The 22,956-nt window shown below is 72.7% G+C and carries 16 protein-coding genes; 7 read left to right on the top strand and 9 right to left on the bottom strand.

The genetic code is table 11. From position 1 onward, the window contains the following. Window positions 1–278: 278 nt before the first annotated feature. Window positions 279–2,669 (top strand): DNAJC11 domain-containing protein, encoded by a 2,391-nt coding sequence (locus C4U44_RS39955; protein WP_200823572.1) that lies wholly within the window; start codon window positions 279–281, stop codon window positions 2,667–2,669. Window positions 2,670–2,699: 30 nt separating this feature from the next. Here the strand turns inward: C4U44_RS39955 and C4U44_RS39950 are convergent, their stop codons facing one another. Both C4U44_RS39950 and C4U44_RS39945 read right to left on the bottom strand, forming a co-directional pair. Beyond that, a complete protein-coding gene (locus C4U44_RS39950) occupies window positions 2,700–3,524 on the bottom strand; it encodes a DUF6461 domain-containing protein (protein WP_103891044.1) in 825 nt (274 codons plus the stop codon). Between the two features lie 35 nt (window positions 3,525–3,559). Next, a complete protein-coding gene (locus C4U44_RS39945) occupies window positions 3,560–4,336 on the bottom strand; it encodes an SDR family oxidoreductase (RefSeq protein WP_103891043.1) in 777 nt (258 codons plus the stop codon). A 385-nt stretch (window positions 4,337–4,721) separates the two neighbouring features. Here C4U44_RS39945 and C4U44_RS39940 point away from each other — a divergent pair, with 385 nt between their 5' ends. The 4 genes from C4U44_RS39940 to fumC all read left to right on the top strand — a co-directional run bounded on the left by C4U44_RS39940 (window position 4,722) and on the right by fumC (window position 9,610). Next, complete coding sequence (locus tag C4U44_RS39940; protein WP_103891042.1) at window positions 4,722–5,516, top strand: maleylpyruvate isomerase family mycothiol-dependent enzyme; 795 nt, start codon at window positions 4,722–4,724, stop codon at window positions 5,514–5,516. Between the two features lie 35 nt (window positions 5,517–5,551). Next, window positions 5,552–6,415 carry an SDR family oxidoreductase gene (locus tag C4U44_RS39935; RefSeq protein WP_103891041.1) on the top strand — a complete coding sequence of 288 codons (864 nt, stop codon included), beginning with the start codon at window positions 5,552–5,554 and terminating at the stop codon, window positions 6,413–6,415. 82 nt (window positions 6,416–6,497) lie between these two features. Next, on the top strand, window positions 6,498–8,153 hold the full coding sequence (locus tag C4U44_RS39930; protein ID WP_103891040.1) for an NAD-dependent malic enzyme: 1,656 nt from the start codon (window positions 6,498–6,500) through the stop codon (window positions 8,151–8,153). Further along, the gene (gene fumC, locus C4U44_RS39925) at window positions 8,150–9,610 is read left to right on the top strand and encodes a class II fumarate hydratase (RefSeq protein WP_103891039.1); all 1,461 of its coding nucleotides are present in this window, start codon (window positions 8,150–8,152) and stop codon (window positions 9,608–9,610) included. Before C4U44_RS39930 ends, fumC begins: the two co-directional genes overlap by 4 nt. Here fumC and C4U44_RS39920 read toward each other — a convergent pair. The 5 genes from C4U44_RS39920 to C4U44_RS39900 form a co-directional block, all read right to left on the bottom strand. After that, on the bottom strand, window positions 9,607–10,353 hold the full coding sequence (locus C4U44_RS39920) for a type 1 glutamine amidotransferase domain-containing protein (protein ID WP_103891038.1): 747 nt from the start codon (window positions 10,351–10,353) through the stop codon (window positions 9,607–9,609). The genes fumC and C4U44_RS39920 overlap by 4 nt on opposite strands. A 57-nt stretch (window positions 10,354–10,410) precedes the next feature. Beyond that, on the bottom strand, window positions 10,411–11,271 hold the full coding sequence (locus C4U44_RS39915; protein WP_103891037.1) for a DMT family transporter: 861 nt from the start codon (window positions 11,269–11,271) through the stop codon (window positions 10,411–10,413). Window positions 11,272–11,692: 421 nt separating this feature from the next. Next, window positions 11,693–12,994: a S53 family peptidase gene (locus tag C4U44_RS39910; RefSeq protein WP_103891036.1), complete on the bottom strand. Its 1,302-nt coding sequence runs from the start codon at window positions 12,992–12,994 to the stop codon at window positions 11,693–11,695. A 23-nt stretch (window positions 12,995–13,017) separates the two neighbouring features. After that, complete coding sequence (locus C4U44_RS39905; protein WP_103891035.1) at window positions 13,018–15,453, bottom strand: hypothetical protein; 2,436 nt, start codon at window positions 15,451–15,453, stop codon at window positions 13,018–13,020. A 286-nt stretch (window positions 15,454–15,739) separates the two neighbouring features. Beyond that, window positions 15,740–18,715, bottom strand: a complete 2,976-nt coding sequence (locus C4U44_RS39900; RefSeq protein WP_103891034.1) for a helix-turn-helix transcriptional regulator — start codon at window positions 18,713–18,715, stop codon at window positions 15,740–15,742. A 422-nt stretch (window positions 18,716–19,137) separates the two neighbouring features. On the opposite strand from C4U44_RS39900, the gene C4U44_RS39895 reads away from it, so the two are divergent. Then, on the top strand, window positions 19,138–19,575 hold the full coding sequence (locus C4U44_RS39895) for a TIGR03618 family F420-dependent PPOX class oxidoreductase (protein WP_103891033.1): 438 nt from the start codon (window positions 19,138–19,140) through the stop codon (window positions 19,573–19,575). Between the two features lie 45 nt (window positions 19,576–19,620). Here the strand turns inward: C4U44_RS39895 and C4U44_RS39890 are convergent, their stop codons facing one another. Beyond that, window positions 19,621–20,532, bottom strand: coding sequence for a LysR family transcriptional regulator (locus tag C4U44_RS39890; RefSeq protein ID WP_103891032.1), 912 nt, complete (start codon window positions 20,530–20,532; stop codon window positions 19,621–19,623). 163 nt (window positions 20,533–20,695) lie between these two features. Between C4U44_RS39890 and C4U44_RS39885 the strand changes: the two genes are divergently transcribed. After that, on the top strand, window positions 20,696–21,973 hold the full coding sequence (locus tag C4U44_RS39885; RefSeq protein ID WP_103891031.1) for an MFS transporter: 1,278 nt from the start codon (window positions 20,696–20,698) through the stop codon (window positions 21,971–21,973). A gap of 30 nt (window positions 21,974–22,003) precedes the next feature. Here C4U44_RS39885 and C4U44_RS39880 read toward each other — a convergent pair whose 3' ends face one another. Beyond that, a complete protein-coding gene (locus C4U44_RS39880) occupies window positions 22,004–22,951 on the bottom strand; it encodes a LysR family transcriptional regulator (protein WP_103891030.1) in 948 nt (315 codons plus the stop codon). Window positions 22,952–22,956 lie beyond the last annotated feature (5 nt).

Below are 22,956 nucleotides of genomic sequence, written 5' to 3'. Positions count from 1 at the left end.
GCCTGACGCTCGGGTTGAACCGAATCAACCGCGCCCGGTCATCCCGCGTGCCGTCCGGCGTCCGATGCCGGCGGAGGAGCACGACGTACACCGGTAAGTCGGTTGGCCGACCAGCGCCTTGTCCGGGTGCGCGATGCGCGGACCGGGTGCTCCGCCCGGCCATGGATGCGCGCCGGTCCGGTGAGCCGGTCCTGCGACGGGTGCGGAGGCAGCCTCCGGCACCTCGCCCGCAGGGCCGGGGACGGGCGACCGTTCCGATTCCCCAGCAGGAGGCACACGTGGTCACTCGGAGAACGTTCCTGTCCGGTTCGGCGGCCGCCGCGGTGGTCGGCGTCGCCGTGGAGCCCGCTGCCGAGGCCCGGACGCCGGCCGATGCCGCGCCGGTGCGTCCGATCGACCGGCAGGCCGTCGTGGCCCGCCACCGCGTGGTGCGCGGGAAGCTCGACACGCAGAGCCCGTTGCAGGTGGGGAACGGGGGGTTCGCCTTCGGTGTCGACATCACCGGGCTGCAGACGTTCGTGCCCTTCAACACCCTGTCGGACTGGGGGTGGCACAGCTTCCCGCTGCCGCCCGGCCAGGAGCCGTCGGACTTCCGCGGCCAGGTCTGGGACACGCACGGCCGCCCCGTCGACTACCCCATCCCGAATCCGGACCAACCCGAGTTGTCGTCGTGGCTCTACGCCAACCCGGCTCGCATCAATCTCGGACGCATCGGTCTGGAACTGGCCATGCCCGACGGCCGCGCCGCCGTCGCCGGCGACATCACGGGAATCCGCCAGGAACTCGACCCGTGGACCGGCATCATCGACAGCCGGTTCGAGATCGCCGGCGAACCCGTGCACGTGCGCACCTGCTGTCACCCCGACCACGACGCGGTCGCCGTGCAGATCGACTCGCCGCTCGTCGCCGCCGGGCGGCTGGCGGTCTTCCTCGACTTCCCCTACGCCGACGGGCAGGAGTTCGCCGCATACGTGGGGAACTACGGTGCCCCGGACGCCCACGAGACGACGGCGACGACGCGGGGCGGCAACCACGCCGACATCACGCACCGCCTGGACTCCACCGAGTACCACGTCGCGCTCGCCTGGGAAGGCCGCGGCGTGTTCACCGGTCTGGCCTCCACAGGAGGCGAACTCGTCATCCGTACCGCGCAGTACGGAACCGACGGTCACTGGGCCGACGTCACCGGCACGCTCGCCCGTCTGGTCGCGGACGACTCCCTCGTCCTTCCCGTCGACTACCTGCACCTCGGCGACCCGGCGCCCGGCCTGCCCAAGCGCCTGGTGCTCGGCTACACGTACGCCGGGCAGGAGCACGACATCGTCGTCCCCGACAACCAGACCCTGTCGATCGGAGCAGCGGCGAACCGGCACCGCTATCGCCTCGCCGCCGACGGCCACACCCAACGGCTGCGGTTCACCTGCGCGTTCGCGCCCACCCCCGCCGGGTCGGTGCCGACGTCGAGCGCGACCCTCGCTGCGAGCACCCGTGCCTGGCGGCAGTACTGGCTCACCGGCGGAGCGATCGACCTGTCCGCGAGCACCGACCCGCGCTGGGAGGAACTGGAGCGACGCGTCGTGCTCTCCCAGTACCTGATGCGCGCCAACGAGGCGGGCTCGCTGCCGCCGCAGGAGTCCGGGCTCGTCAACAACGGCTGGAACGGCAAGTTCCACATGGAGATGTACTGGTGGCACGGCGCGCACTGGGCGCTGTGGAATCGCTGGCCGATGCTCGACCGCAGCCTGGACGTCTACGAGAGCTTCCACCGGTCGGCGCGCGAACGCGCGGAGTTCCAGGGCTTCCGGGGAGCGCGCTGGCCGAAGTGCACGACGGCGGACGGTCGCGAGTCACCGCACGTCATCCACGCCCTGCTGGTGTGGCAGCAGCCGCACCCGATCTTCCTCGCCGAGATGGACTACCAGGCGCATCCCGACGAGAGCACGTTGCAGAAGTGGCGCGACATCGTCTTCGACACCGCCGACTTCCTCTCCTCCTGGGCGTTCTGGGACGAAGGCACGAGCCGCTACATCCTCGGCCCGCCCATGTACGTCGTCTCGGAGAACACCGACCCGAGGACCACGCAGAACCCGACCTTCGAACTCGCCTACTGGCGCTTCGGGTTGCGCGTCGCCCAGCAGTGGCGTGAACGCCTCGGCCTGCACCGCGACCCGGAGTGGCAGCGCGTCCACGACGGGCTCGCCGCGCTGCCGGTGCAGGACGGCACATACGTCCTGCACGAGGGCGTCCAGGACATGTGGACGCAGTGGAACTACGAGCACCCGGCCCTGATCGGCCCGTACGGCTGGCTGCCGGGAGACGGTGTCGACGTCCCCACGATGGCCCGCACGGCCGAGAAGGTCTTCACCGGCTGGCAGTTCGACCAGACCTGGGGATGGGACTTCCCGATGCTCGCCATGTGCGCGGCGCGGCTCGAACGCCCCGACGACGCCGTGGACTTCCTGCTCCACCCGGCCGCCGGCTTCCAGTTCGACGACGCGGGCCTGGCGACCGGCGGGCCGTTCCCGTACTTCCCGAGCAACGCCGCGCTGCTGTACGCCGTCGCGTTCATGGCCGCGGGCTGGGACGGCGCACCCGGCCGGCACGCGCCGGGCTTCCCCGCGGGCCGGCGCTGGGTGGTGCGCATGGAGGGGCTCCAGCCGGCGCTGTGAGTTCGGCGGCCGGGCTCGGGCCGCGCCGGTCTACGCCCGGCCCGGGTCGTTCGAGCTCGTCCGTACGGGGATCGGGTCGATCCGCGGGGCGGCCTGCGCGCGGGCGCGGGACGCGGCTTCCTCGATCCGCGTGCGGGTGAACACCCGGTGGAAGCGCTCGCCGTGGGCGTCGGTGATGTCGACGGTGACGGAGGTCCACTCCTCGACGGGCTCCTCGGGAACGAGCCCGAGCCGGTAGTGCGCGTCGCGGAGCACCTCCTCGGTCAGCCGGACGCCGGTGAGCCGCTCGGTCAGGGCGAGGACCGCCGCCTTGTCGTCGGCGGGGCCGGCCGTTCGGTCCTGGACGTCCCTGAGGTCGCAACCGACCTCGCCCATCAGCGGGAGGAGAGCGTCGGGGGTGCTGCCGCTCCGGTAGGTGGGCGGCGCCTCGAAGGTGGTGCGCAACTCCCCGTCCTCGTACCAGGAGAAGCCGTCGATCGGCTTGCCGCCGTTGCTGGAGTGCTGCACCGCCCGGCCGCCCGCCGAGAGGGCTTCCAGGAAGCGCGGCCGGATGCCGGTGCCACCCCGGGCGAGCTCCCAGACGAGCGTCCAGTCGCCGTCCTCGCCCGGCACGGTGAACGCGCCCGCGAGGAAGGAGTCGTCGCTGAAGTCCAGCGCATCGCACAGCTCGTCCTGCCGCTCGATCCACTCGGCGACCCCCTCGCACGTGCCCTGCGGCTCCGCGTCCATGACCCGCAGCACCTCCTCCGGAGGCACGCCGCGGACCAGGGCCATGCTGTACCCGCAGTCCAGGGCCTGGCGGAACAGCGGGGAGGAGCGTATCCAGGCGTAGTCGCGCGCGGTCACCGAAGTCATGGGCCCAGTCTGACCGTTGCCACCGACAGCGCGCGTCAGGACGGCTGCGCGGTCGGCATGATGGTGACCTGCTGGAGGTTCACCCGCGGCGGCAGCGAGGCCAGGAAGCCGACGGTCTCGGCGATGTCCTGGGGGGTGAGCCACTCGATGGTGTCCTTGGAACCCGCCAGCCAGTCCTGGGCGCCCTGGTCGGTGACGTGGTCCTGGAGTTCGGTGCCGACGATGCCCGGCTCGAGCGCCGAGACGCGGACGTTCTTCGGCCCCAACTCGACGCGCAGATGGCGGGAGAGGTGGGTGACGTACGCCTTGGTACCGGAGTAGACCGCGAAGTTCGGGAAGATGTTCTGGGCCCCGATCGACGACATGTTGATCAGGTCGGCCACGCCGCGCTCGCCACCCGTTTTCACCAGTTGGGGCACGAACGCCGCGATGGCGTTCATCAGGCCGGTGATGTTCAGGTCGATCTGGTGCTTCCACTGGTCGACCGCCAGTTCCTCGACGGGCGCGGGGAGCATCACGCCGGCGTTGTTGAGCAGCAGATCGGCGCCGCCGTGTTCGGCGGCGACCTGGTCGGCAGCCGCTTGCAGGGCCCCGGTGTCGGTCACGTCCCCGGGGATCGCCGTGGCGCTGCCGCCGTTCTTCCCGATCCGGTCGACCAGCTCGGTCAGCCGGTCGGCCCGCCTGGCGAGCACCGCGACGTGCGCGCCGAGGCCGGCCAGTTTCTCGGCGGATGCCGCACCGATACCGCTGGAGGCACCGGTGACGACCGCGACGCGGCCCTGGAGGGGCTGGATGGTGGACTGCGTGGACATCGCGTCTTCACCTTCCGGGCGAGGAGCAGGGCGAATGTGGCGCCGGGTGCCGCCCGGGGCACCTGTCCAGTACATCAGCCGATCGTCCCGGTCGCACGGCGGACGCTGCCGTCCCGCGGGCACCGCGGCCATCTTTTGCCCGGCATGACGGACGGACCTAGCCTCGAACTATGGCCGTCGCGACCACGCATCCCGTGACGGGCGAGGTCGTCGGAACCTTCGGCGCATAGTCCCCGGCGGCTGGACGACAGGCCGGTCGGCGTGCCGAGGTGCCGCGCTGTCCTGCATCGGTCATGGGCACCACGGTGGCCGGCCTCGGGACGCCCCCCTTCTCCCTGAAGGCGGCCTGATCGTGCCTGGCGCTGCGCGCCGGAGGGAGGTATCGATGACACAGGCCGGAGTGGCCTCGGCGCGGACGAGCAGCGCGCAGCTCGCGGGCATCGTCCCGCTGGTCGGCGACGCGCAGTGGGAAGCGCCGTCCGCCTGCGAGGGCTGGCGGGTCATCGATGTGATCGCGCACCTGGCGGCCCTCGCTCATGAAGCGGTCGAGCCTCCCACGCCGGACCCGTCCTGGCCGAAGGTGCGCGAGCGGTACCACGACATGCGGGTCGACGAGCGCCGCGGCCGGAGCCACGAGCAGGTCATCGACGAGTGGCGGCGCTACACGCCACGGCAGTTGGAGCTGTTGGAAGCGGGCCAGCAGGCGCCACGATCGGGCGACCCCGTACCGGTGCCGGGCCTGGGAACCTATCCGCGGCATCTGCTGGCCGACACCATGGCGTTCAACGTGCTGTGCCATCTGCGCTACGACATGCTCGGCCCGCGCGGCCCGCTGCCGTTCACCGTTCCGGAACCGACCGACGAACTGGTGGCACCGGCAGTGGAGTTCATGCTTGCGGGGCTGCCGCAGATGCAGGGGCACGACCTCGACGCCACGGTCACCGAGCCGCTCGTGCTGGATCTGACCGGCCCGGGCGCCACGACCGTCACGATACGGCCGGCCGAGAGCGACCGGGGGCTGACCGTCGCGCCCGGCGCCACCGGATCGACCCGGGTCCGCAGCACCGCGACCGGCTTCGTCTGCTGGGCCACCACCCGCACATCGTGGCGCGACCACTGCGAGATCACCGGGGACGCCGCCGTCGCGGAGCCGTTCCTGGACCGCCTCGACATCATCTGAGAATCGCGCGAGCGAATCGGAAGGAAGTGCGTGACATGTCCAACTCGGCGCTGAAGAAGGTCCTCATCACCGGGGCAGGTTCCGGTTTCGGCTTCGAAGCGGCCATGCGCCTGGCCCGGAAGGGGTTCGACGTCATCGCCGCGGTCGAGATCTACGCCCAGGTGCAGACGCTGAAGTGGCAGGCGGCCGAGCGGAAGGTCGACCTGAAGGTGGAGAAGCTCGACGTCACCAACGACGGCGACCGGCGCAAGGCCCTCGACTGGGGGGTGGAGATCCTCGTGAACAACGCGGGAGTGGGGGAGGGCGGTTCGACCGTCGACATCCCCGGTGCGAACATCCGCAACCAGTTCGAGGTCAACGTCACGGGGCCGCTGCTGCTGACCCAGGGCATCGCCAAGCAGATGATCAAGCGCGGTGAGGGCCGCATCGTGTGGGTCTCCTCGCGGGAGGGCCTGAACGTCAATCCGTTCACGGGCATCTACTCGGCGTCCAAGCACGCGATCGAGGCGATCGCGGAGACCATGGCGTACGAGCTGCAGGAGTACAACGTCGAGGTGGCCACGGTCAATCCGGGTCCGTTCCTGACCGGGTTCAACGACCGGATGTTCCAGACGTGGGAGAGCTGGGAGGACGACCCGTCGGAGCGGCTCTTCGACTACTCGCAACTCGCCTTCCCCCGGGCCCAGTTCGACCCCGAGGCGGTCTTCGCCACCTTGACGGCCGTCGCGGCGGGCGAGGTGGACGGCTTCCGGAACCTGGAGCCCAAGTCGATGATCGACGAGACGAAGCAGCTCCAGCAGGTGCCGTGGGAGCGCAAGGTCACCGACGGCCTCGGAACCCGTCACCAGGCCATCAGGAACGCCTACAAGATGAAGCCGGAGACGCCGGTCTCGGCCTGAACCGGCACCGCGCCGGCGTGGCGCCCCCGGCGCGGGCGCCCGACCGCCAACCGCTCGCAACCCGCCGAAGGGGTACGTCGCCATGCCTGTCACACCGACCGCGCTGCAGGATCGCATCCACAACCGCGGTACCGCGTACACGCTGGAGGAGAGGGCCCGGCTCGGTATCACCGGGCGGTTGCCGGCCGCGGTCGAGACCCTCGACGAGCAGGCGAACCGGGCCTACGCGCAACTCGAAGGCCAGCCCGACGACCTGCACAGGTACATCTACCTCAACGAGATCCACGACCGCAACGAGGTGCTGTACTTCAAGCTGCTCGCCGACCACCTCGACGAGCTGCTGCCCGTGGTGTACGACCCGACCGTGGGTGAGGCGATCGAGCAGTGGTCGACGGACTACCGCGACTCCCGGGCCGTCTACCTGTCCATCGACCGGCCCGGTGACGTGCGGGCGTCCTTCGAGTCCCTGGGCCTCGGCCCGGGCGACGTCGACCTGATCGTGGTCTCCGATGCCCAGGAGATCCTGGGCATCGGGGACTGGGGCGTCAACGGCACCGACATCTCCATCGGAAAGCTCGCCGTCTACACCGCGGCGGCCGGCATCGACCCGACCCGCGCCATCGCCGTCAACCTCGACGTCGGCACGGACAACGAGCACCTGCTCAACAGCCCCCTGTACCTGGGCAATCGGCACGCGCGGGTGACGGGCGAGCGGTACGACGCGTTCATCGACCTGTACCTGCGCACCGCGTCCGAGCTGTTCCCCGACGCGCTGCTGCACTTCGAGGACTTCGGACCGTCCAACGCCCGCCGGATCCTGGTGGACAACGCCGACACGTACCGGATCTTCAACGACGACATGCAGGGGACCGGCGCGATCGTGATGGCGTCGGTGTTCTCGGCGCTGAAGGTGACCGGAGGACGCTGGGCCGACCAGCGGCTGGTGGTCTTCGGGGCCGGCACCGCGGGCACCGGCATGGCGGACCAGATCCACGCGGCGATGGTGCGCGACGGCGCGACACCGGAGCAGGCGACGGGGAACGTCTGGCTCGTCGACGTCCACGGCCTGGTGACGGACGACATGCCGGACCTGCCGGACTACCAGCAGGTCTACGCGCGCGCGAAGGCCGAGACCGCCGGGTGGGCCGACGGAGAGATCGATCTCCTCACCACGATCAGGCAGGTGAAGCCGACCATCCTCATCGGCACGTCGACCGCCCACGGGGCCTTCACCGAGGACGTGGTCCGCGCCCTGGCGGACGGCGTCGAACGCCCGATCCTGCTGCCGCTGTCCAACCCGACGAGCCGGATCGAGGTCATGCCGGCCGACGCCGTGGCCTGGTCCGACGGCCGCGCGCTGATCGCCACCGGTATCCCGGCCGACCCGGTGGAGCACGAGGGCGTCTCGTACGAGATCGGCGAGGCCAACAACGCGCTGCTGTATCCCGGGTTGGGGCTGGGCGCGATCGTCGCGGGCGCCCGCCACGTGACGGACACCATGCTGCTCGCCGCGGCGGAGGCCGTCGCCGGTCAGGTCGACGTCTCCCGGCCGGGCGCGTCCCTGCTGCCGCCCGTGTCGGACCTGCGGGCCTCCTCGGCCACCGTCGCGGTCGCCGTCGCCCGCGCCGCGGAGGAGGACGGTGTGGCGACGACGTCCCACGGCAACCTCGTCCAGGCCGTCCACGACGCCATGTGGGTGCCGGTCTATCCCACAAGTGATGGGAAGGAGGAGCGATGAGCAGGGACAGCGGACCCGATCCGAAGATGCGCGACGTCCCGATCGGGATCCACGCGGAGGGCACACGGCAGGAGTTCGACAGCATGGGCACTGTCGAGGTGCCGGCGGACCGCTACTGGGGCGCGCAGACGCAGCGCTCGCTCGTCCACTTCTCCATCGGCACCGACCGGATGCCGAAGGAGGTCTACCACGCCTACGGGTACGTCAAGAAGGCCGCCGCCCTCGTCAACGCCGCCGCCGGCCGCCTGCCCGGATGGAAGCGGGACGCGATCGTGCGGGCCGCGGAGGAGGCCATCGCGGGCGAACTCGACGACCACTTCCCCCTGTTCGTGTGGCAGACGGGCTCGGGCACCCAGAGCAACATGAACGTCAACGAGGTGATTGCCAACCGGGCGTCCCAGCTGCTCGGCGGCACGCTCGGCACGCAGGAACCGGTCGGCCCCAACGACGACGTCAACATGGGGCAGTCCAGCAACGACAGTTTCCCCACCGCCATGCACATCGCTTCCGTGCGGGAGATCGAGGAGCATCTCCTGCCGCAGTGCCGGGAGTTGGCCGCTTCCATCGAGGCCAAGGCCGAGGAGTGGGAGGAGATCGTCAAGATCGGGCGCACCCACCTCGAAGACGCGGTGCCCCTCACCGTCGGGCAGGAGTGGTCCGGTTACGCGGCACAACTGCGCGCGTGCGTCGAGGAGATCGAGCACTGCCGCGACGGTCTGCTCGCCCTGGCCCTGGGCGGCACCGCCGTCGGAACCGGCCTGAACGCGCCGAAGGACTTCAGCCGTGATGTCGCCGCGCGGATCGCCGAGTTGACGGGCACACCGTACGTGACGGCCGGGAACAAGTTCATGGCCCAGGGGTCGCTGGATCCCATGGTGCGGGCGCACTCCGCACTCCGCGGCCTGGCCGTCGCCCTGATGAAGATCGCCAACGACATGCGCTGGCTGGCCTCCGGGCCGCGGACCGGCTTCGCGGAGCTGGTGCTGCCCCAGAACGAACCCGGCTCCTCGATCATGCCGGGCAAGGTCAACCCGACCCAGTGCGAGGCCATCGTGATGATCGCCATCCAGGTGCTGGGCGACGACTCCGCCGTGGCCTTCGCCGGCAGCCAGGGGAACTTCGAGCTGAACGCCATGCGCCCGGTGATCATCAACAACTTCCTGCACTCGGCGCGGATCCTCGCCGACGGGATGGAGAAGTTCCGGGAGTTCTCCGTTGCCGGCACCCAGCTCAACCGCGACAGGATCGCCTCCTACGTCGACGAGAGCCTGATGCTGGTCACCGCGCTGAGCCCGACCATCGGCTACCAGAACGCCGCGCACATCGCCGAGTCCGCGCTGGCCCACGACCAGACGCTGAAGGAGGCGGCTCTCGACAGCGGGCTCGTCGACGAGAAGACGTTCGACTCCCTCGTCAGCCCGCTCGCCATGGTCCGACACGGCGCAAGCGGTGCCTAGCCGCCCAGGAGTTCCAGGTAGCGGCGCGCGAAGAGGTGGGCGTCGCCGGGCCAGCGGGCGGACAGGTAGTTGCCGTCCTCGACGACGAAGGCGTGGGTGTCGTCGTCCTCGCGTCCCCGCCGGGTCAGCACCCGCGGTCCCCGTTCGAACTGCGCCGCGGGGTCCGTGAGGGCGCCGCGCACCTCTTCCTCGACGTACGCGGGATAGGTGCGGTAGTACCGGCCGAGGCGCCACGCGGTGGTCCAGTAGGCGGTGCGTTCCATGTACCGGGGCAGGCAGGTGGTGCGGCGGTCGGCGAGCAGGCTGCGCCCCGTCGCGGGGTCGAGGGTGCGGGCCAGGACGAGGACCCCGTGGCAGATCGCGCCGACCGGCCGGTCCAGTGCCCAGAAGCGGGCCACCTGCTCCCGCAGCGCGGCCGAGCCCAGGTACTGGCGCATGCCGGGGGCGTGCCCGCCGGGCAGCAGCAGCCCGTCGAACGCCGCCACGTCCATGTCCGCCCAGCCCGTCGAGCGGGTGGCCCCGACAGCGTCGACGAACCGTGCGTACGCGGCCTTCGCGTCGGGCGTGGCACCGAGCCGGCCGAACAGCACGCCGTCCAGGAGCCGTGGATCGGCCGCGGGCCGCGTTCCGGGCCGTTCGGTGACGGGGACGACCTCGTGCCCGGCCGCGGTGAGCACGCTCCAGGGCACGGCCACCTCGGTCACGTCGAAGTCCCGGTCCGGTATCGGCATCAAGACGCGCATGCGTGCATCATGACAGCGGCCGCCGCGGGCCGGCGCGCGTTGCTCCGGCCGCGCTCGCTACGCCGCCCGACGGCCGACCGTTCTGATCCTGGGGATGGCGCGGGTGAGCAGGAAGACGCCGAAGCACATGAAGACGAGGCCGAGGAGTTCCAGCAGTATCCACGCGCCGGCGCGGATCGTCTCCTGGAACACCGTGACGCCCAGCACCAGGCTGACGAGGGCGTCGCCGATGGTCAGCGCCGACTGTGAGGCGGCCAGCGGGCCGGCCTGCAACGCGTTCTCCAGCAGGAGGACGGCCGCGATGCCCGTGAGCGCGAAGCCGTAGGTCTGCCAGGCGCTGAGGAACGCGACGACGCCGTGGTCGGAGAAGGTCGTGGTCGCGGACTTCAGGAGAGCGGCGGTCGTCGCGTTTCCCACGGCGGCGGCCACCCCCAGCGTCACGGCGCGGACCTGCGGGGAGGAGGGGGCGCGGCTGATGACCACGGCCCCGGCCATCAGCGCGTAGCACACGACGAGCGCCGGGATCCATCGGCTGAGCGGCGCCTGCGCCCCGCCGCCGTGCGGTGCGGCCGCGCCCAGCAGCAGCCCGAGACCGGCCACCACACTGGCCACGCCGTACCATCCCTCGGACGGGATCCGGCGGTGCAGCAGGTGCCCGACGATGATCAGGGCGAAGGGCAGTTCCAGCACGAACAGCGGCTGGACGAGCGCGATCGGCCCGTTGAGCAGGGCCAGGGCCTGGAACAGCGCCGCGCCCATCACGCCGAGGACGCCGATCGTCCAGGCGGGCTTGCGCACGAGCATCAGGACGAAGTGAAGCCCGCCGCCCTGCTTCAGCGTGGACGCGGCTTCGCGCTGGAAAGCGGTTCCCGTCGCGTTGCTCGCGGCACCGAGCACTCCGAAAACCACCGCGAGTATGCCCGTGACGACCTCCTACGGCGCAGGCGCGCTTTCCCCTCACGGGGTCCCCGCGCCCTGTCGGGCGGGCGCCGCTCGCCCCGATGGGCGGGATGCGGTCGCCGGTGCCGTGCCGGACCGTGAGGAGGCGGCCGCCGATCGTGAAGGAGCACCCCGAGGGGCTGCGCGACGACCTCTGAACGGCCTGGCGGAACACGCACCGCGGCCGGCGCCCGAATGATCACCATAAAACCCGCGAATCGGCCCGGCAACCGGAGGGGACGCGGGCAGGATCCTGACCGGGGGAGGGGCGCTGTGCCGCTGTTCGGGCGGTGAGGCGGTAACGCGGGAACGCGGCGGCCAGGAAGGCGAGTCGGCGGAAGCGGCCCCCGGGAGGGCCGCTTCCGCCGGGTGAACGCACCGCGGATCGCTGTGGGGGGTGCTAGAAGGCGCCGAGGCCGTTCGGCGTGCCCAGACCGGTGGGGCCGTCGTAACCGGGCTCACCGGTGCACAGGTTGTCACCGCCGCAGTCGAACCCGTAGGCCCCGTTGGAGCCGCCGGTCACGTCGTACAGGTCGCCGGTGTGGGCGTACAGGCGGGAGGCGTCGGGGAAGTCGCCCGGGTTTCCGGCCAGGGCGATGACGGCGGCCACGATCGGTGAGGCGAGGCTGGTGCCGCCCTCCTGGATCCAGCCGGGGGATCCGGCGATGTCGGGGGTGGTGTCGTAGATGGCGAGGCCGCCGGTGTTGGGGTCGGAGTCGGCGGACACGTCGGCGGTGACGCGGCCGGGGCAGTCGGGGACGTCCGTCTGCCAGGCGGGCTTGTCGAGCCAGGCCGAGCAGCCGCTGCTCGACTCGCCCCAGGCCGTCTCCGACCAGCCCCGCGCGGTGCCCGGGTCCCGTACCAGTGACGTGCCGCCGACGGCCGTGACCGTGGGCAGCACGGCCGGGAACTTCGGTACCGAGAAGCCGAGGTCGCCGGACGCCGCGGTGATCGCCACTCCGGGGTGGTCGTAGGCGGACGCGTACCCGAGCATCCCGTAACTCTCGTCCTCGCCGTAGCTGTTGGAGATCTCGGTCGCCCCGAGGCGGGCGGCGGTGTTCTCCGCGGCGGCGACGTCGGCCTCGTCGGGACTGTCTGCCTCCACCAGCAGGATGTGGCAGCTCTCGCAGACCGCCGAGACCGCGTCCAGGTCCAGTGCGGTCTCCAGGCCCCAGCCCGTGTACTGGTCGCCGGCCGGGTAGCCGGCCTGCTCGCCCTCCTGGTCGACCTTGGTGAAGCAGCCGTTGGCGGTGGTGCAGGCGGACAGCCCGTAGGTGGTGCGGTAGACGGACAGGTCGGCTTCGGCGGTGGGGTTGTCGTAGGCCTCGACGACGGCGACGGTCTGCCCGCCGCCTCCCGTGGACGGCAGGTTGTAGGCGGAGTGGAGGTCGGCCGGGCTGTATCCGGACGGCAGCGGGGTCGGGTCCGCGGCTCCGGCGGCGGTGCGCGCGCCGGGGCCCCGGGCACCGCGGCCGCCGTGCACGTCGGTGCGGACCAGGGCCATGCAGCGGACCTGCCCGCGCGCGGCCGTCGGGCAGGCGTCCTGGACGTTCGACGGTTGCCGGCCGTGTCGCGGCGCGTGCGTGCCCTGGGGCGCGTGGGCGGCCGGGTTCGCGGCCGCCGCACCGGGTGCTGCGAAGAAGAGGGCGATCGCGGCCAGCGCGGCGGGTATCGCCGTGCCCTGGATGAGGCGTCTCACCATGGTTCTCGTTCCTTCCGGCCGGATCAGCGCGCGTGCGCGGCGAGGGTGTAGGCGTTGTCGATGACCTGGGTGATCGACCCGCCGTCGGCGTCGGTGGCGGTCACGCGCAGCGCGGGGCTCGTCCCCCGGGCGGAGGCCGGGTTGCGCCAGTGCGCGGTGTAGTGGCCGTCGCGTCCGCCGGCCACCGCGTGCTGCCAGGTGGTGCCGCCGTCGAAGGACACGTCCACCGAGGCGGAGGTGATCGCGGCGTGCGACCCGATGCCGTCGTAGGTCAGGTGGCCGACGTCCAGTTTCAGCTGCTGGACCGGGGCGGAGCTGGTGTTCAGCTCGTTCTCGTCCAGCTGGTAGCCGAGGGTGAGCACCGGCAGGATCTCGCAGGCGCCCTGGACGGGGTACTCGGTGCACTGGTAGCCGGACGGCAGCGCCATGTCCGCGGGTGGCTGCGCCTTGTAGGCGAACCTGAACGTCAGGTCCGTGTGGGTCGAGGTGGCCTGGCTGTACAGGGGCAGCGTGGGCCTCAGGCTGGTGTCGTAGACCAGGCGGTAGGTGTTCGGTTCGGCCGGGGTACCGCTGTCCGCGGAGAGGGCGTGGTCGTCGATGCAGGCCGGATAGCCCGCGAAGAGCTGCCCGTTGACGTAGCAGGCGCCGCTCTCGTCGAGGTACCGGACGCCGCTCGCGGCCTGCTGGGTGTCCTGGGCGTCGGCGGGGTAGAGCGCGGTCAGGTAGTCCTCGCCCGCGTTCTCGGTGACGCACGCCTCGCAGTTCTGGTACAGGGCGTCCGGTCGCGGCAGGTGCTGGCCCCACTGCGGGCTCAGCGGCCCGCGTCCCCAGTCGGTCGCGTACACGTGGCCGCCGGCGTAGGTGCGCGGGTCGGCCATGGTCTCGTCGAGGCCGTAGCCCGGTCCGATGTCCGCGTTGAAGATCCAGTCGCCCCCGTCCGCGGTGCCGACGTAGTCGGTGAAGTCGCCGGGCGCCTCGCGGGGCAGCCCGTCGGTCGTCTGGATCGCGGCGAACTCCGCGGGCAGGACGGGGTCGATGGGCGCCTTGGAGAACTCGAAGTCCGCGGGGGTCTGGGCCGGGTCGGCGTAGAGGTGCTCGTGGACCGTGGCCAGGTCGCGGTTCCGCACCGGGTAGGGGCCCTTCGGGATCCGGTCGTCCCAGCCGAACGCCAGGTCGTACCGGTAGGGGTAGGCACTCTCACCGGCGTACGGGAAGTCGCCCCGGGACGAGGGTGCGATGCCGTCCCACTGGACGAAGTAGCGGAGCTTCCCGGCGGGCGGGCCCGAGGACGTCGGCGCGACGTACACGTCGGTTCCGGGCTCGCCCTGGATGTCGGTTCCCTTCGCACCTTCGACCACCGTCGAGATGATGTCCCAGTCCCCGGTGGCGCTCTGCAGCCCCCAGGCGACGGTCTGGTTGATCTGCCGGGCCGGCCGCGGAGTGGCCGCGGTGGAGCGCGTCGTGGCGCTCTTCTCGTCCAGGTTCACCGTGGTGACGGTGCCGCTGCTGTCGGGCACGGTGAAACCGGCGGACACGTACCGCAGTTCGACCGGGTTGCCCTGGTCGTCGAACTCGCCGAACTGCGCGACGGCGAAGTAGCGGCCGGCCGGCAGGGCGATCCGGGCGATCCCGTCGGAGGAGGCGATCGTGGTCGACACCGCCGTGAAGGAGTCCATGTCCCACAGCCTGATGATCGCGTTCGCCTGCCCCGTCAGCCCCGGGGTGTCGAACTGCGCGACCTGGTAGGCGTACTGCGGGGTCACGCCCTGGCCGGGCGCGGCGGCGGCCAGCGCCAGCCGGTTCACGCCGGGCAGCGCAGTGGTGCCGGCGGGCCTGCCCGCGGCGACGTCGGCGGCGATCCGGCCGCGCAGGTACGCGCCGAACTCCTGGGCGGAGGCGGGGGTCATGTAGCCCACGGCGCTGATGCCCGAGCCGGAGGAGGTGAGGGTGATCCCGGGCGGCGCGCTCGCACCGGCGCTGCTGAACGACAGCGCCACGGGGATCCTCGCCCCGTCGGTGACGTGGTCGCGGACCAGCGCGGAGACGTCGAACAGCGTCCAGTCCAGCGACCTGCCGGCGTACGGGGCGGCCTCCGCCGGCACGACGTAGTGGTCGCCGTTCGGGCCCGAGTAGTTCAGCGCGGGGCCGCCGCCCTGATCCTCCTGCGTGCCGTCGGGGCGGATCAGGATCTTTCCGCCGGTCAGTGTCGTGACGGTCTGCCCGTCCCCGGGCGTCGCGGAGCCCGCCGGGGCGGTGGGCGCGCCGGTCTGCGCGGCCGGTACTTCGGTCTGCGCGGAGGCCGCGTCGAGGGCGGCGGGTGGATCGGCCTGTGCCGGGGCGGCGTTCAGCGCGACGGTCAGCGACAGCGCCAGCAGCGGCGCGGCGAGCACGGCCAGCCGGCGCGTGAAGCGCCGGCTCGGCCCCGCCGGCAGCCGCGGGCGACGTCTGTGATCACTCATCACTCGACTTCTCCTTGTGCAGGGGACATGCGCCTTCGGCGGCGTCGCCGAGAGCGTGCGGTGCGAATCCCGTCCGGCGGGGGGCCGAAGTGCCCTGCTGCGGGCCGAGATCGGGCGGACCTGGAAGTGCCGGGCCTGGAAGTGCCCTGCCGTGGGCCCGGGTTGGGCGGACCCGGAGGTGTCCCCACGACGCGACTGCCGAAGCACGCCCGGTCGCACTCGACGACCTGTGGCGCGCCTGTCCGGTAACTCTGGCCTCAGCCGGCCCGGCCGGGCATCCGGCGGATCACCTATTTTTGGCACCGCCGCCGGGCCGCCGGTCCGGTACGTCCCGCTGCGCGAACTCCGCGCTGGTCGCGAGAACCGCCAGGGCGGTGCGCGAGGAGACGCCGAGCTTGCGCATCGACGAACTCAGGTGCTGGGCCACGGTCTTGGGGGACAGGAAGAGCGTCTCGGCGATCTGCCGGTTGCTGCGGCCGGTGGCCACCAGGCGGGTGACCTCCAGTTCCCGCGGGGACAACCGGTTGCCGTTGGCCCGGCGGCCACCGCGCTGGGGCCGCTTCGCGGGGACGCCGTACTCGCGCAGGCAGGACACCACCCGGTCGGCGTCGCCGAGGGCGCCCAGGGTGATCAGCCGTTCGCGTACCTCCGCCAGGAGGGACAGTGCCACCTCCCGCTGTCCCGCGGCGATCTGGCAGCGGGCCTGCCGCTCCTGGGCCAACAGTGCCTCGTACGGCCGGGGAAGGACCTGCCAGGCCGCTGCCGCCCGGGCGAACAGCCGGGCGGCCGAGGCATGTTCGCCGCGCGCGTCGGCCAGGACCGCCCGGCAGGTGGCCAGTCCGGCGCGCGGCCCCGGCGCGTCGCGGCCGCGCAGCCCCCGGGCGAAGGCCGCGGTCAGCTTCGCGGCCTCCTCGACCCGCCCGGCGGCGGCCAGCGCGGCCACCCGGACGGGGCCGAGGTCCGAGGCCCAGACCCAGGTGCGCTTGCGGGCGATGAGGGCGGCCGGCTCCTCGGTGATGTCCAGCGCCTCGTCGACGCGGCCGGCGGCGAGCGCCAACCGGGCCAGCGCCGCCGCGGGTTCCATCGAGTCCGCGAGCGCCCCGCTGTCCACCTCCCCGTCGAGCACCAGACGCAGTCGCTCGGCGGCCGGCCCGTACGCGCCCGCCGCGGCCTGCTGCTGCCCGACGACGAACAGCACCTCCAGCCGCGCGAGCGGGAGGATGTCCTCCGACTCCGCGAGCGCGGCGGCCCGTTCGGCGAGGCCGTCCCAGGCGCCGGTGAGCCAGTCCAGATGGGTCCGGGTCACCAGGGCGACGGACTCGTAGCGCCGGTACCGCCGACGGTCGGCCAGCGCCAGAGCCGTGTCCAACCTCCGGGCGGCGACCGCGTACCGGCCCCACAGCATCGCCATGTCCCCGAGGTTCACGTTGGCGCGGGTGATCTGCTGCCACTCCGCCGGGGCGTCGGCGTCGTCGGGTATCCCCGCCTCCAGCGCCCACCCGTCGGTCTCGCCCAGCATGAGCCGGGCGGTGGCCTGGTCCGCGGCGAAGCCGAGCCGGTCGGCGGCCGTCATCGACGGCACCTCCAGTTCGGCGGCGCGCTCCAGCCATCGCAGGTGGGCCGAGACGGGCCAGCTACTGCTGCGCGGCCAGCCGAGGCGCATCATCGCCCGCGCGGCCTCGGCCGGATCGTGACCCAGGTGCGGGATCGCCCGCTTCAACTCGGCGCGGCCCGCGTCGTCCTCACCCATGAACAGCAGGACGTTGCCCAGTTGGACGCGGATGTCGGCCTCCTGGACGGCGTCGCCCGCCGTGGCGGCCAGCGCGGCGCGGAGCGGCGGCACCAGCTCCCGGAACCGGGCCGGCCCCGCGAACGACGCGAACGGGAACTTCCTGATCAGCCGGACCGTCGACGCGGGTGGCAGGCCGCCGTTGACGACCAGGTCGTGCAGCAGGGTGCCCGCGGTCGTCTCGTCACCGGAGGCAAGCGCCAGGTCGGCGGCCCACTCGGCGTACCGGCACCACTCGCTCCTCTCCCCGGCCACCCGGAAGTGGTCGGCCAGCTCCCCCACGGGCGGCGGGGCCAGGGCCTCCAGGGTCCGTCCGGCGCGCCGGTGCAGCATCCGGCGGCGGGGCGGCGGGATCGCGTCGTACACCGCCTGGCGGGCCAGCACGTGCCGGAACGCCACCTGCCCCCAGCCTTCGTCGTCCAGCAGCCCGCGGTCCAGGGCCTCGATCAGGCCCGCCTGGGCTCGACCCGGCGCGAGTCCCGCCACCGCGCGGATGATCGTCTCGTCGGCGGGCCGGCCCAGCACCGCCGCGGCCCGCAGCATCGCCCGCCCGTCGGGGCCGAGCCGTCCCAGGCGCTCCAGCACCATGTCGCGGACGGTGGCGGGCACGCCGATCTCGTCCAGCCGGCGACGTCCCCAGCCGCCCGCGCCGTGGCTGAGGTCGGACCGGTCGGCCATCAGCCGCACCGCGCCCTCGATCGCCAGCGGCACGCCCTCGGTGCGCCGGTGGACGAACCCGGCGAACCCGTCGGAGACGTGCTCCCCGGCGAGCATCGACGACACCAGCCGCGCCGTGCCGGCCACGTCCAGCGGCAGGAGGGCCAGCCGCAGCCGCCCCGCTGCCGAGACGGAGTCGGCGGCGAGGCGCGCCGCCAGTCGCCGCAGCAGCGAGCCGCCCGCCACGTCCTCCGGCCGGCAGGTCACCACCAGGCCCACCGGCTGCGGCACCCCGGAGGCCAGGAAGAGCAGGAACTCCAACGTCGCCTCGTCCGCCCAGTGCACGTCCTCCACGGCCAGCACGTCGACGTCCAGACGGGCCAGCAGCTCGGCCAGCGCCCGGAACACCCGGTGCCGGACCGCCGTCGGGTCCTCGGCCGGCCCGGGGGCGGCCGGCAGGTCGGCGGCCCACTCCGGGAACAGCGGCCGCAGCGCACCCGCCAGCGGGCTCAGCGGCAGCCCCGCCACCGTCTCGGTGACCTGGCGGACCGCGTCGACCAGCGGCCCCAGCGTCTGCGGATGGTGCAGCGGCGGGCAGCGCGCCAGCAGCACCCGGTCGGCGCGGCCCGCGGTCCGGGCCAGGTACTCGCGCAGCAGCCTGCTCTTGCCGATTCCGGCCTCGCCCTCGATCCACACCGCCGCCGGCGGCGCGTCGAGGGCCCGCGCGAGCTCGGCCATCTCCCGCTCGCGGCCCACGAGTTCGGGAGGGTGGACGGCTGCTGAGCCGCTGCCGCCGTCCTGCTCGGATACCGCCATGTCGGCCCCTCGTTCCTTGCTGATCACCCAAGCAGGAGGATAAGTCGCGCAGTTGACGAGCGCGGTTCGACGCCATCACCAACGCCCCTGCGCCGAGACCTCTTTCGGTTCCTGTGGGCGCCTCGCATCGGAGATCCGGGTCACCGGACCGTTGCCCCCGGCGGGCAGCCATCGGGAGCTGCGGAGGAGGGACCTGCGCCGTGGGGCGGTCGATAATGGGCCGGGCGGATCCGACCCCCGCCGTGATGACGAAGCGGCTGGAGGACTGCACGCAGGCCCTGTTCGACCGGTACACGTGAACCAGACCCGGGGTCGGCGGCCCGAGCCGAGCGGCCCGCGCCGCGCCGACACCGGACGTACTGCCCGCACCGCTCACCGGGCCCGGTCCCGGTGAGCGGATCCGCCCCACACAGGAGGCAACGATGACGACCCTGCACGAGGCCGTGTCCGTCGGCAGGAACGAGGGGTTCCTGGCGGTGGTCTCGACGCTGCGCGCGGACCACACGATCCAGTCCTCCCTGGTGAACGCCGGGATGATCGCGCACCCCGGAAGCGGCGAGCCCGTGCTGGCGTTCGTCACCTACGGCCGGGTGAAGCTGGGCAATCTCCGCGTCCGGCCCCAGCTCGGCGCGACCTTCCGGGACGGGAGCCGGTGGGCGACCGTCGAGGGCGCCGCGGAACTGGCGGGCCCCGACGACCCCCGGCCGTGGCTGGAGCCGGAGGCACTGCCGGGTCTGCTGCGGGAGATCTTCACGGCGGCCGGCGGGCAGCACGCCGACTGGGCGGAGTACGACCGGGTGATGGCCGAGCAGCGGCGTACCGCGGTGCTGGTCGCGCCTTCCCGGGTCTACTCCAACTGAGGCCGGCCTCCAGGAATTTCCCCCGGTGCCCGCCGCTGCGCACCCTCAACGGGCCGCCGGCGGGCCCGCGGTGGTGCCCACGAACTCCCGCGTCAGGGCGATCATCGCCTGCGCCGCCGCGCTGGGCGTCCGGTCGGTCGGCACGGCGAGCGACACCGGCCAGCTGAGGTCCGCCCCGGTGACGGTGAGCCTGGACGGGTTGTCGGCGGGCCCCAGGACGAACCGGGGGATGAGGGCGATGCCCAGCCCCTCGCGGACGAACGCCGTTCCGGTCTCCACGTCGGAGATCTCCAGAGTGACCCGGCGCGGTACGGAGGCGGCGGTGAAGGCGGCGTCGGTCACCGCCCGGGTGCCGAAGCCGAGGGGGGAGTCGATGAAGTCCAGGTCGGCGAGTGCGGTGATGGCCACGCTGCCGCGGCCGTACAGCGGATGATCGTCGGGGACGACCAGGTCGAGGACCGACGAGGTCAGATCGATGACCTGCAACGACGGCGGCCGGGTGCCGGGCAGGGAGACGAAGGCGAGGTCCAGGCGCCGCTCGCGCAGGCCGTCGACCAGCCCCCGGGAACCGGAGTGCGCGGCGGTGGTCTGCAGCAGCACGCCGGGATGGCGCCGGTGGAACGCGCCCAGCAGCGCCGGCAGGTCGAGGAGCCCCACCGAGGTCATGGTGCCCAGCCGCAGGGTGCCGCGAAGGCCGCCGTGCACCTCGGCCACCGCGTCGGCGGCGTCCCGGACGGAGTCCAGCACGACCTGGGCGCGCGGCAGCAGCGCCGACCCGGCGTCGGTCAGCAGCACGCGCTTGGAGTTGCGGTCCAGCAACTGCGCGCCCAGCTCGCGCTCCAGGGTCTTGATCGCCGCCGAGACGGCGGACTGCACGACATGCAGGCGGTTCGCCGCCCGCGTGTAGTTGCCCTCCTCGACCACCGCCACGAAGTACTCCAGCTGCCGCAGATCCATGAGGTCAACTATCGCCGATTCTGATGGTTGATGTCACTAACTTTCGTTGGACGTGATGATCGGTGTCGCCGACGATGGGAACGGGCAACCGCCTCCCTCCCCGCCCGGGCAGCTCACCCGGCTGCCCGGCCCACCCGGCTCATCCAGAACGGATGCATGGCACATGACGACGTCGCTGCTCGAACACCAGCCGCACCCGCGGACTCTCCCGGTCGGCGACCGGACCCGCCCGGCCGTCGCGCGCCGCCGGCACGGCGCGGGCTTCTGGATGGTCGCGTTCGCCTTCCTGGTCGGGATGGCGTTCTCCACCGTGCCGACTCCGCTGTACCCCCTCTACGAGGCCCGCGACGGGTTCTCCACCTTCACCGTGACGGTCGTCTACGCCACCTTCGCCGTCGGCGTCGTGATCAGCCTGATGCTGGCCGGGCACATCTCCGACTGGGTCGGCCGCAAGAAGATCCTGCTGCCCTCGCTGGGGCTGGAACTGGCCGGCGCGCTGGTGTACCTGTCCGGCGCGTCCCTGCCGCTGCTGCTCGCCGGCCGCCTGGTCACCGGGCTGGGCGTCGGCATGCTGACCGCCACCGCCACGGCCCACCTCCAGGAGCTGCACACCGCGCACCGGCCGGGTGCGAGCGGGCAGCGGTTCGAACTGGTCTCGACCGTCGCCAACATCGGCGGTCTCGGGGTCGGCCCGCTGGTGGGGGGCATCCTGGCGCAGTTCGTCGGGGCGCCGCTGCGGGTCCCGTTCCTGGTCTTCGCCGTGCTGCTCGGCCTGGGCATGGTCGCCGTCGCCCTCACCCCGGAGACCGTGGCCGAGCAGATGGTGAAGCCGGCCTACCGGCCGCAGCGGGTCAGCGCCGACCACGGCGACCGCGCCGGATTCCTCGTGGCGGCCGCCTCCGGGTTCGCCGCGTTCGCGGTCTTCGGCATGTTCACCTCGATCGCGGCCGGCTTCGTCGGCGGCACGCTGCACCATCCCTCCCGGGCCCTGGCCGGCCTGATCGTCTTCGTCGTGTTCGGCGCCGCGGCCGTCGCCCAGACCCTCACCGGGCGGCTGAGCACCGCCGCCAAGCGCCGCGCGGGCCTGCTCACCCAGGCGGTCGGCCTGGTGGTGCTGCTGGCCGGGATGCGCGACGCGAACCTGCCGGCCTTCCTGGCCGGGGGCATCCTGTCCGGGATCGGCGCGGGCGTGCTCTTCAAGGCCGCCCTGGGCGCCGTGGCCGCCGCGGCGGTCCCCGCCAAGCGGAGCGAGGCGCTGGCCGACCTGTTCCTCATCTCCTACGTCGGGTTGAGCCTGCCCGCGCTCGGCATCGGCCTCGCGACCCGCGAGGTGAGCACCACCACGGCGATGACCTGGTTCACCGCGGTCCTGCTGGTCATGCTGGGCGCGGTCGCCGCCCTCGGTCGGCGCGCCGACGCCGGTGGGCCCGCCGTGCGTTGAGGCGGCGGAACCGGCCCGGCCTCTCGGTTCTCACGGGGTCGGGGAGCCGCCGGAGCCGGGGCGGGACGCGGGGTCGGCGTCCTGCCCCTGGATCTCCCCGGCGGCGCGGTGCAGTGCGGCGAGGACGGTGCGGACCGCCCGCCGCGCGGTGCGCTCCGGCCGGTGGAGGACGTCGATGTGGCGCCGGGCGTGCACCGCGTCCAGTGGCCGCAGAACGAGGTCCGGGTGCGCGCGGGCGGTCCAGCGGGGCATCAGCGCCAGACCGGCTCCGGCGGCCACGGCCTCGGCCACCACGGCGAACTCGTTGATGCGGTGGACGATGTGCAGGCGGCGGTTGGCGACACTGGCGATGGCTTCGATGGTCGCCATGAGCGGGAAGCCGTCGTGGACGGTGATCCAGGGCTCGCCGGCCACGTCACGGGGGTGGAGCAGCGTCCTGGCGGCGAGCGGGTGGCCGGCCGGCAGGGCGACGTCGAGCGGCTCGCGCAGCAGGGTGCTGGTGGCGACGGTACGCGGCCACGCCGGACCGTGGTCGAGCCGGTGGGCGAGGACGAGGTCGTGGTCACGGGCGAGGGCGGGGAAACGGTCCTGGGCGACGTCCTGGTCGGCGAGCGCCAGTCGCGGGTGGCCCGGCCCGGCGAGGTCACGCAGCAACCGGGGGAAGAACGCGGAGGCCGCGCTGTGGAACGCCGCCAGCGAGACGGCGCCGTCGGGCTGTTCCGCGAAGTCGGCGAGGGAGTGGCGTGCCCGGGCCAGGGCCGTCTCGACCTCGATCGCCGCCCGGGCGAGGGCCTGTCCGGCCTCCGTCAGCACCACCCGGCGCCCGGCACGCTCGGTGAGCGGGACGGGGATCGACCGCTGCAACAGGCGCAACTGCTGCGAGATCGCGGAGGGCGTCACGCGCAGGGCCTCGGCGACCGCACTGACACTGCCGAGCTCTCCCAGCTCCCGCAGTATCCGCAGTTGCCGCTCGTCCATCGGCC

Origin of the sequence: Actinacidiphila yanglinensis, from assembly GCF_900107965.1 — a bacterium.
Lineage (GTDB): Bacteria > Actinomycetota > Actinomycetes > Streptomycetales > Streptomycetaceae > Actinacidiphila > Actinacidiphila yanglinensis.
Note: the sequence above shows the minus strand (reverse complement) of the source record. Positions and strands in the feature narration are given on the sequence as shown.

What these genes read in the sequence shown, in the direction of transcription:
- C4U44_RS39950 (WP_103891044.1), bottom strand. Translation starts at nt 3,524, where the DNA reads ATGACTTCGGTGACCGCGCGCGACTACGCCTGGATACGCTCCTCCCCG.
- C4U44_RS39945 (WP_103891043.1), bottom strand. Translation starts at nt 4,336, where the DNA reads ATGTCCACGCAGTCCACCATCCAGCCCCTCCAGGGCCGCGTCGCGGTC.
- C4U44_RS39940 (WP_103891042.1), top strand. Translation starts at nt 4,722, where the DNA reads ATGACACAGGCCGGAGTGGCCTCGGCGCGGACGAGCAGCGCGCAGCTC.
- C4U44_RS39935 (WP_103891041.1), top strand. Translation starts at nt 5,552, where the DNA reads ATGTCCAACTCGGCGCTGAAGAAGGTCCTCATCACCGGGGCAGGTTCC.
- C4U44_RS39930 (WP_103891040.1), top strand. Translation starts at nt 6,498, where the DNA reads ATGCCTGTCACACCGACCGCGCTGCAGGATCGCATCCACAACCGCGGT.
- fumC (WP_103891039.1), top strand. Translation starts at nt 8,150, where the DNA reads ATGAGCAGGGACAGCGGACCCGATCCGAAGATGCGCGACGTCCCGATC.
- C4U44_RS39920 (WP_103891038.1), bottom strand. Translation starts at nt 10,353, where the DNA reads ATGCGCGTCTTGATGCCGATACCGGACCGGGACTTCGACGTGACCGAG.
- C4U44_RS39910 (WP_103891036.1), bottom strand. Translation starts at nt 12,994, where the DNA reads ATGGTGAGACGCCTCATCCAGGGCACGGCGATACCCGCCGCGCTGGCC.
- C4U44_RS39905 (WP_103891035.1), bottom strand. Translation starts at nt 15,453, where the DNA reads ATGAGTGATCACAGACGTCGCCCGCGGCTGCCGGCGGGGCCGAGCCGG.
- C4U44_RS39900 (WP_103891034.1), bottom strand. Translation starts at nt 18,715, where the DNA reads ATGGCGGTATCCGAGCAGGACGGCGGCAGCGGCTCAGCAGCCGTCCAC.
- C4U44_RS39895 (WP_103891033.1), top strand. Translation starts at nt 19,138, where the DNA reads ATGACGACCCTGCACGAGGCCGTGTCCGTCGGCAGGAACGAGGGGTTC.
- C4U44_RS39890 (WP_103891032.1), bottom strand. Translation starts at nt 20,532, where the DNA reads ATGGATCTGCGGCAGCTGGAGTACTTCGTGGCGGTGGTCGAGGAGGGC.
- C4U44_RS39885 (WP_103891031.1), top strand. Translation starts at nt 20,696, where the DNA reads ATGACGACGTCGCTGCTCGAACACCAGCCGCACCCGCGGACTCTCCCG.
- C4U44_RS39880 (WP_103891030.1), bottom strand. Translation starts at nt 22,951, where the DNA reads ATGGACGAGCGGCAACTGCGGATACTGCGGGAGCTGGGAGAGCTCGGC.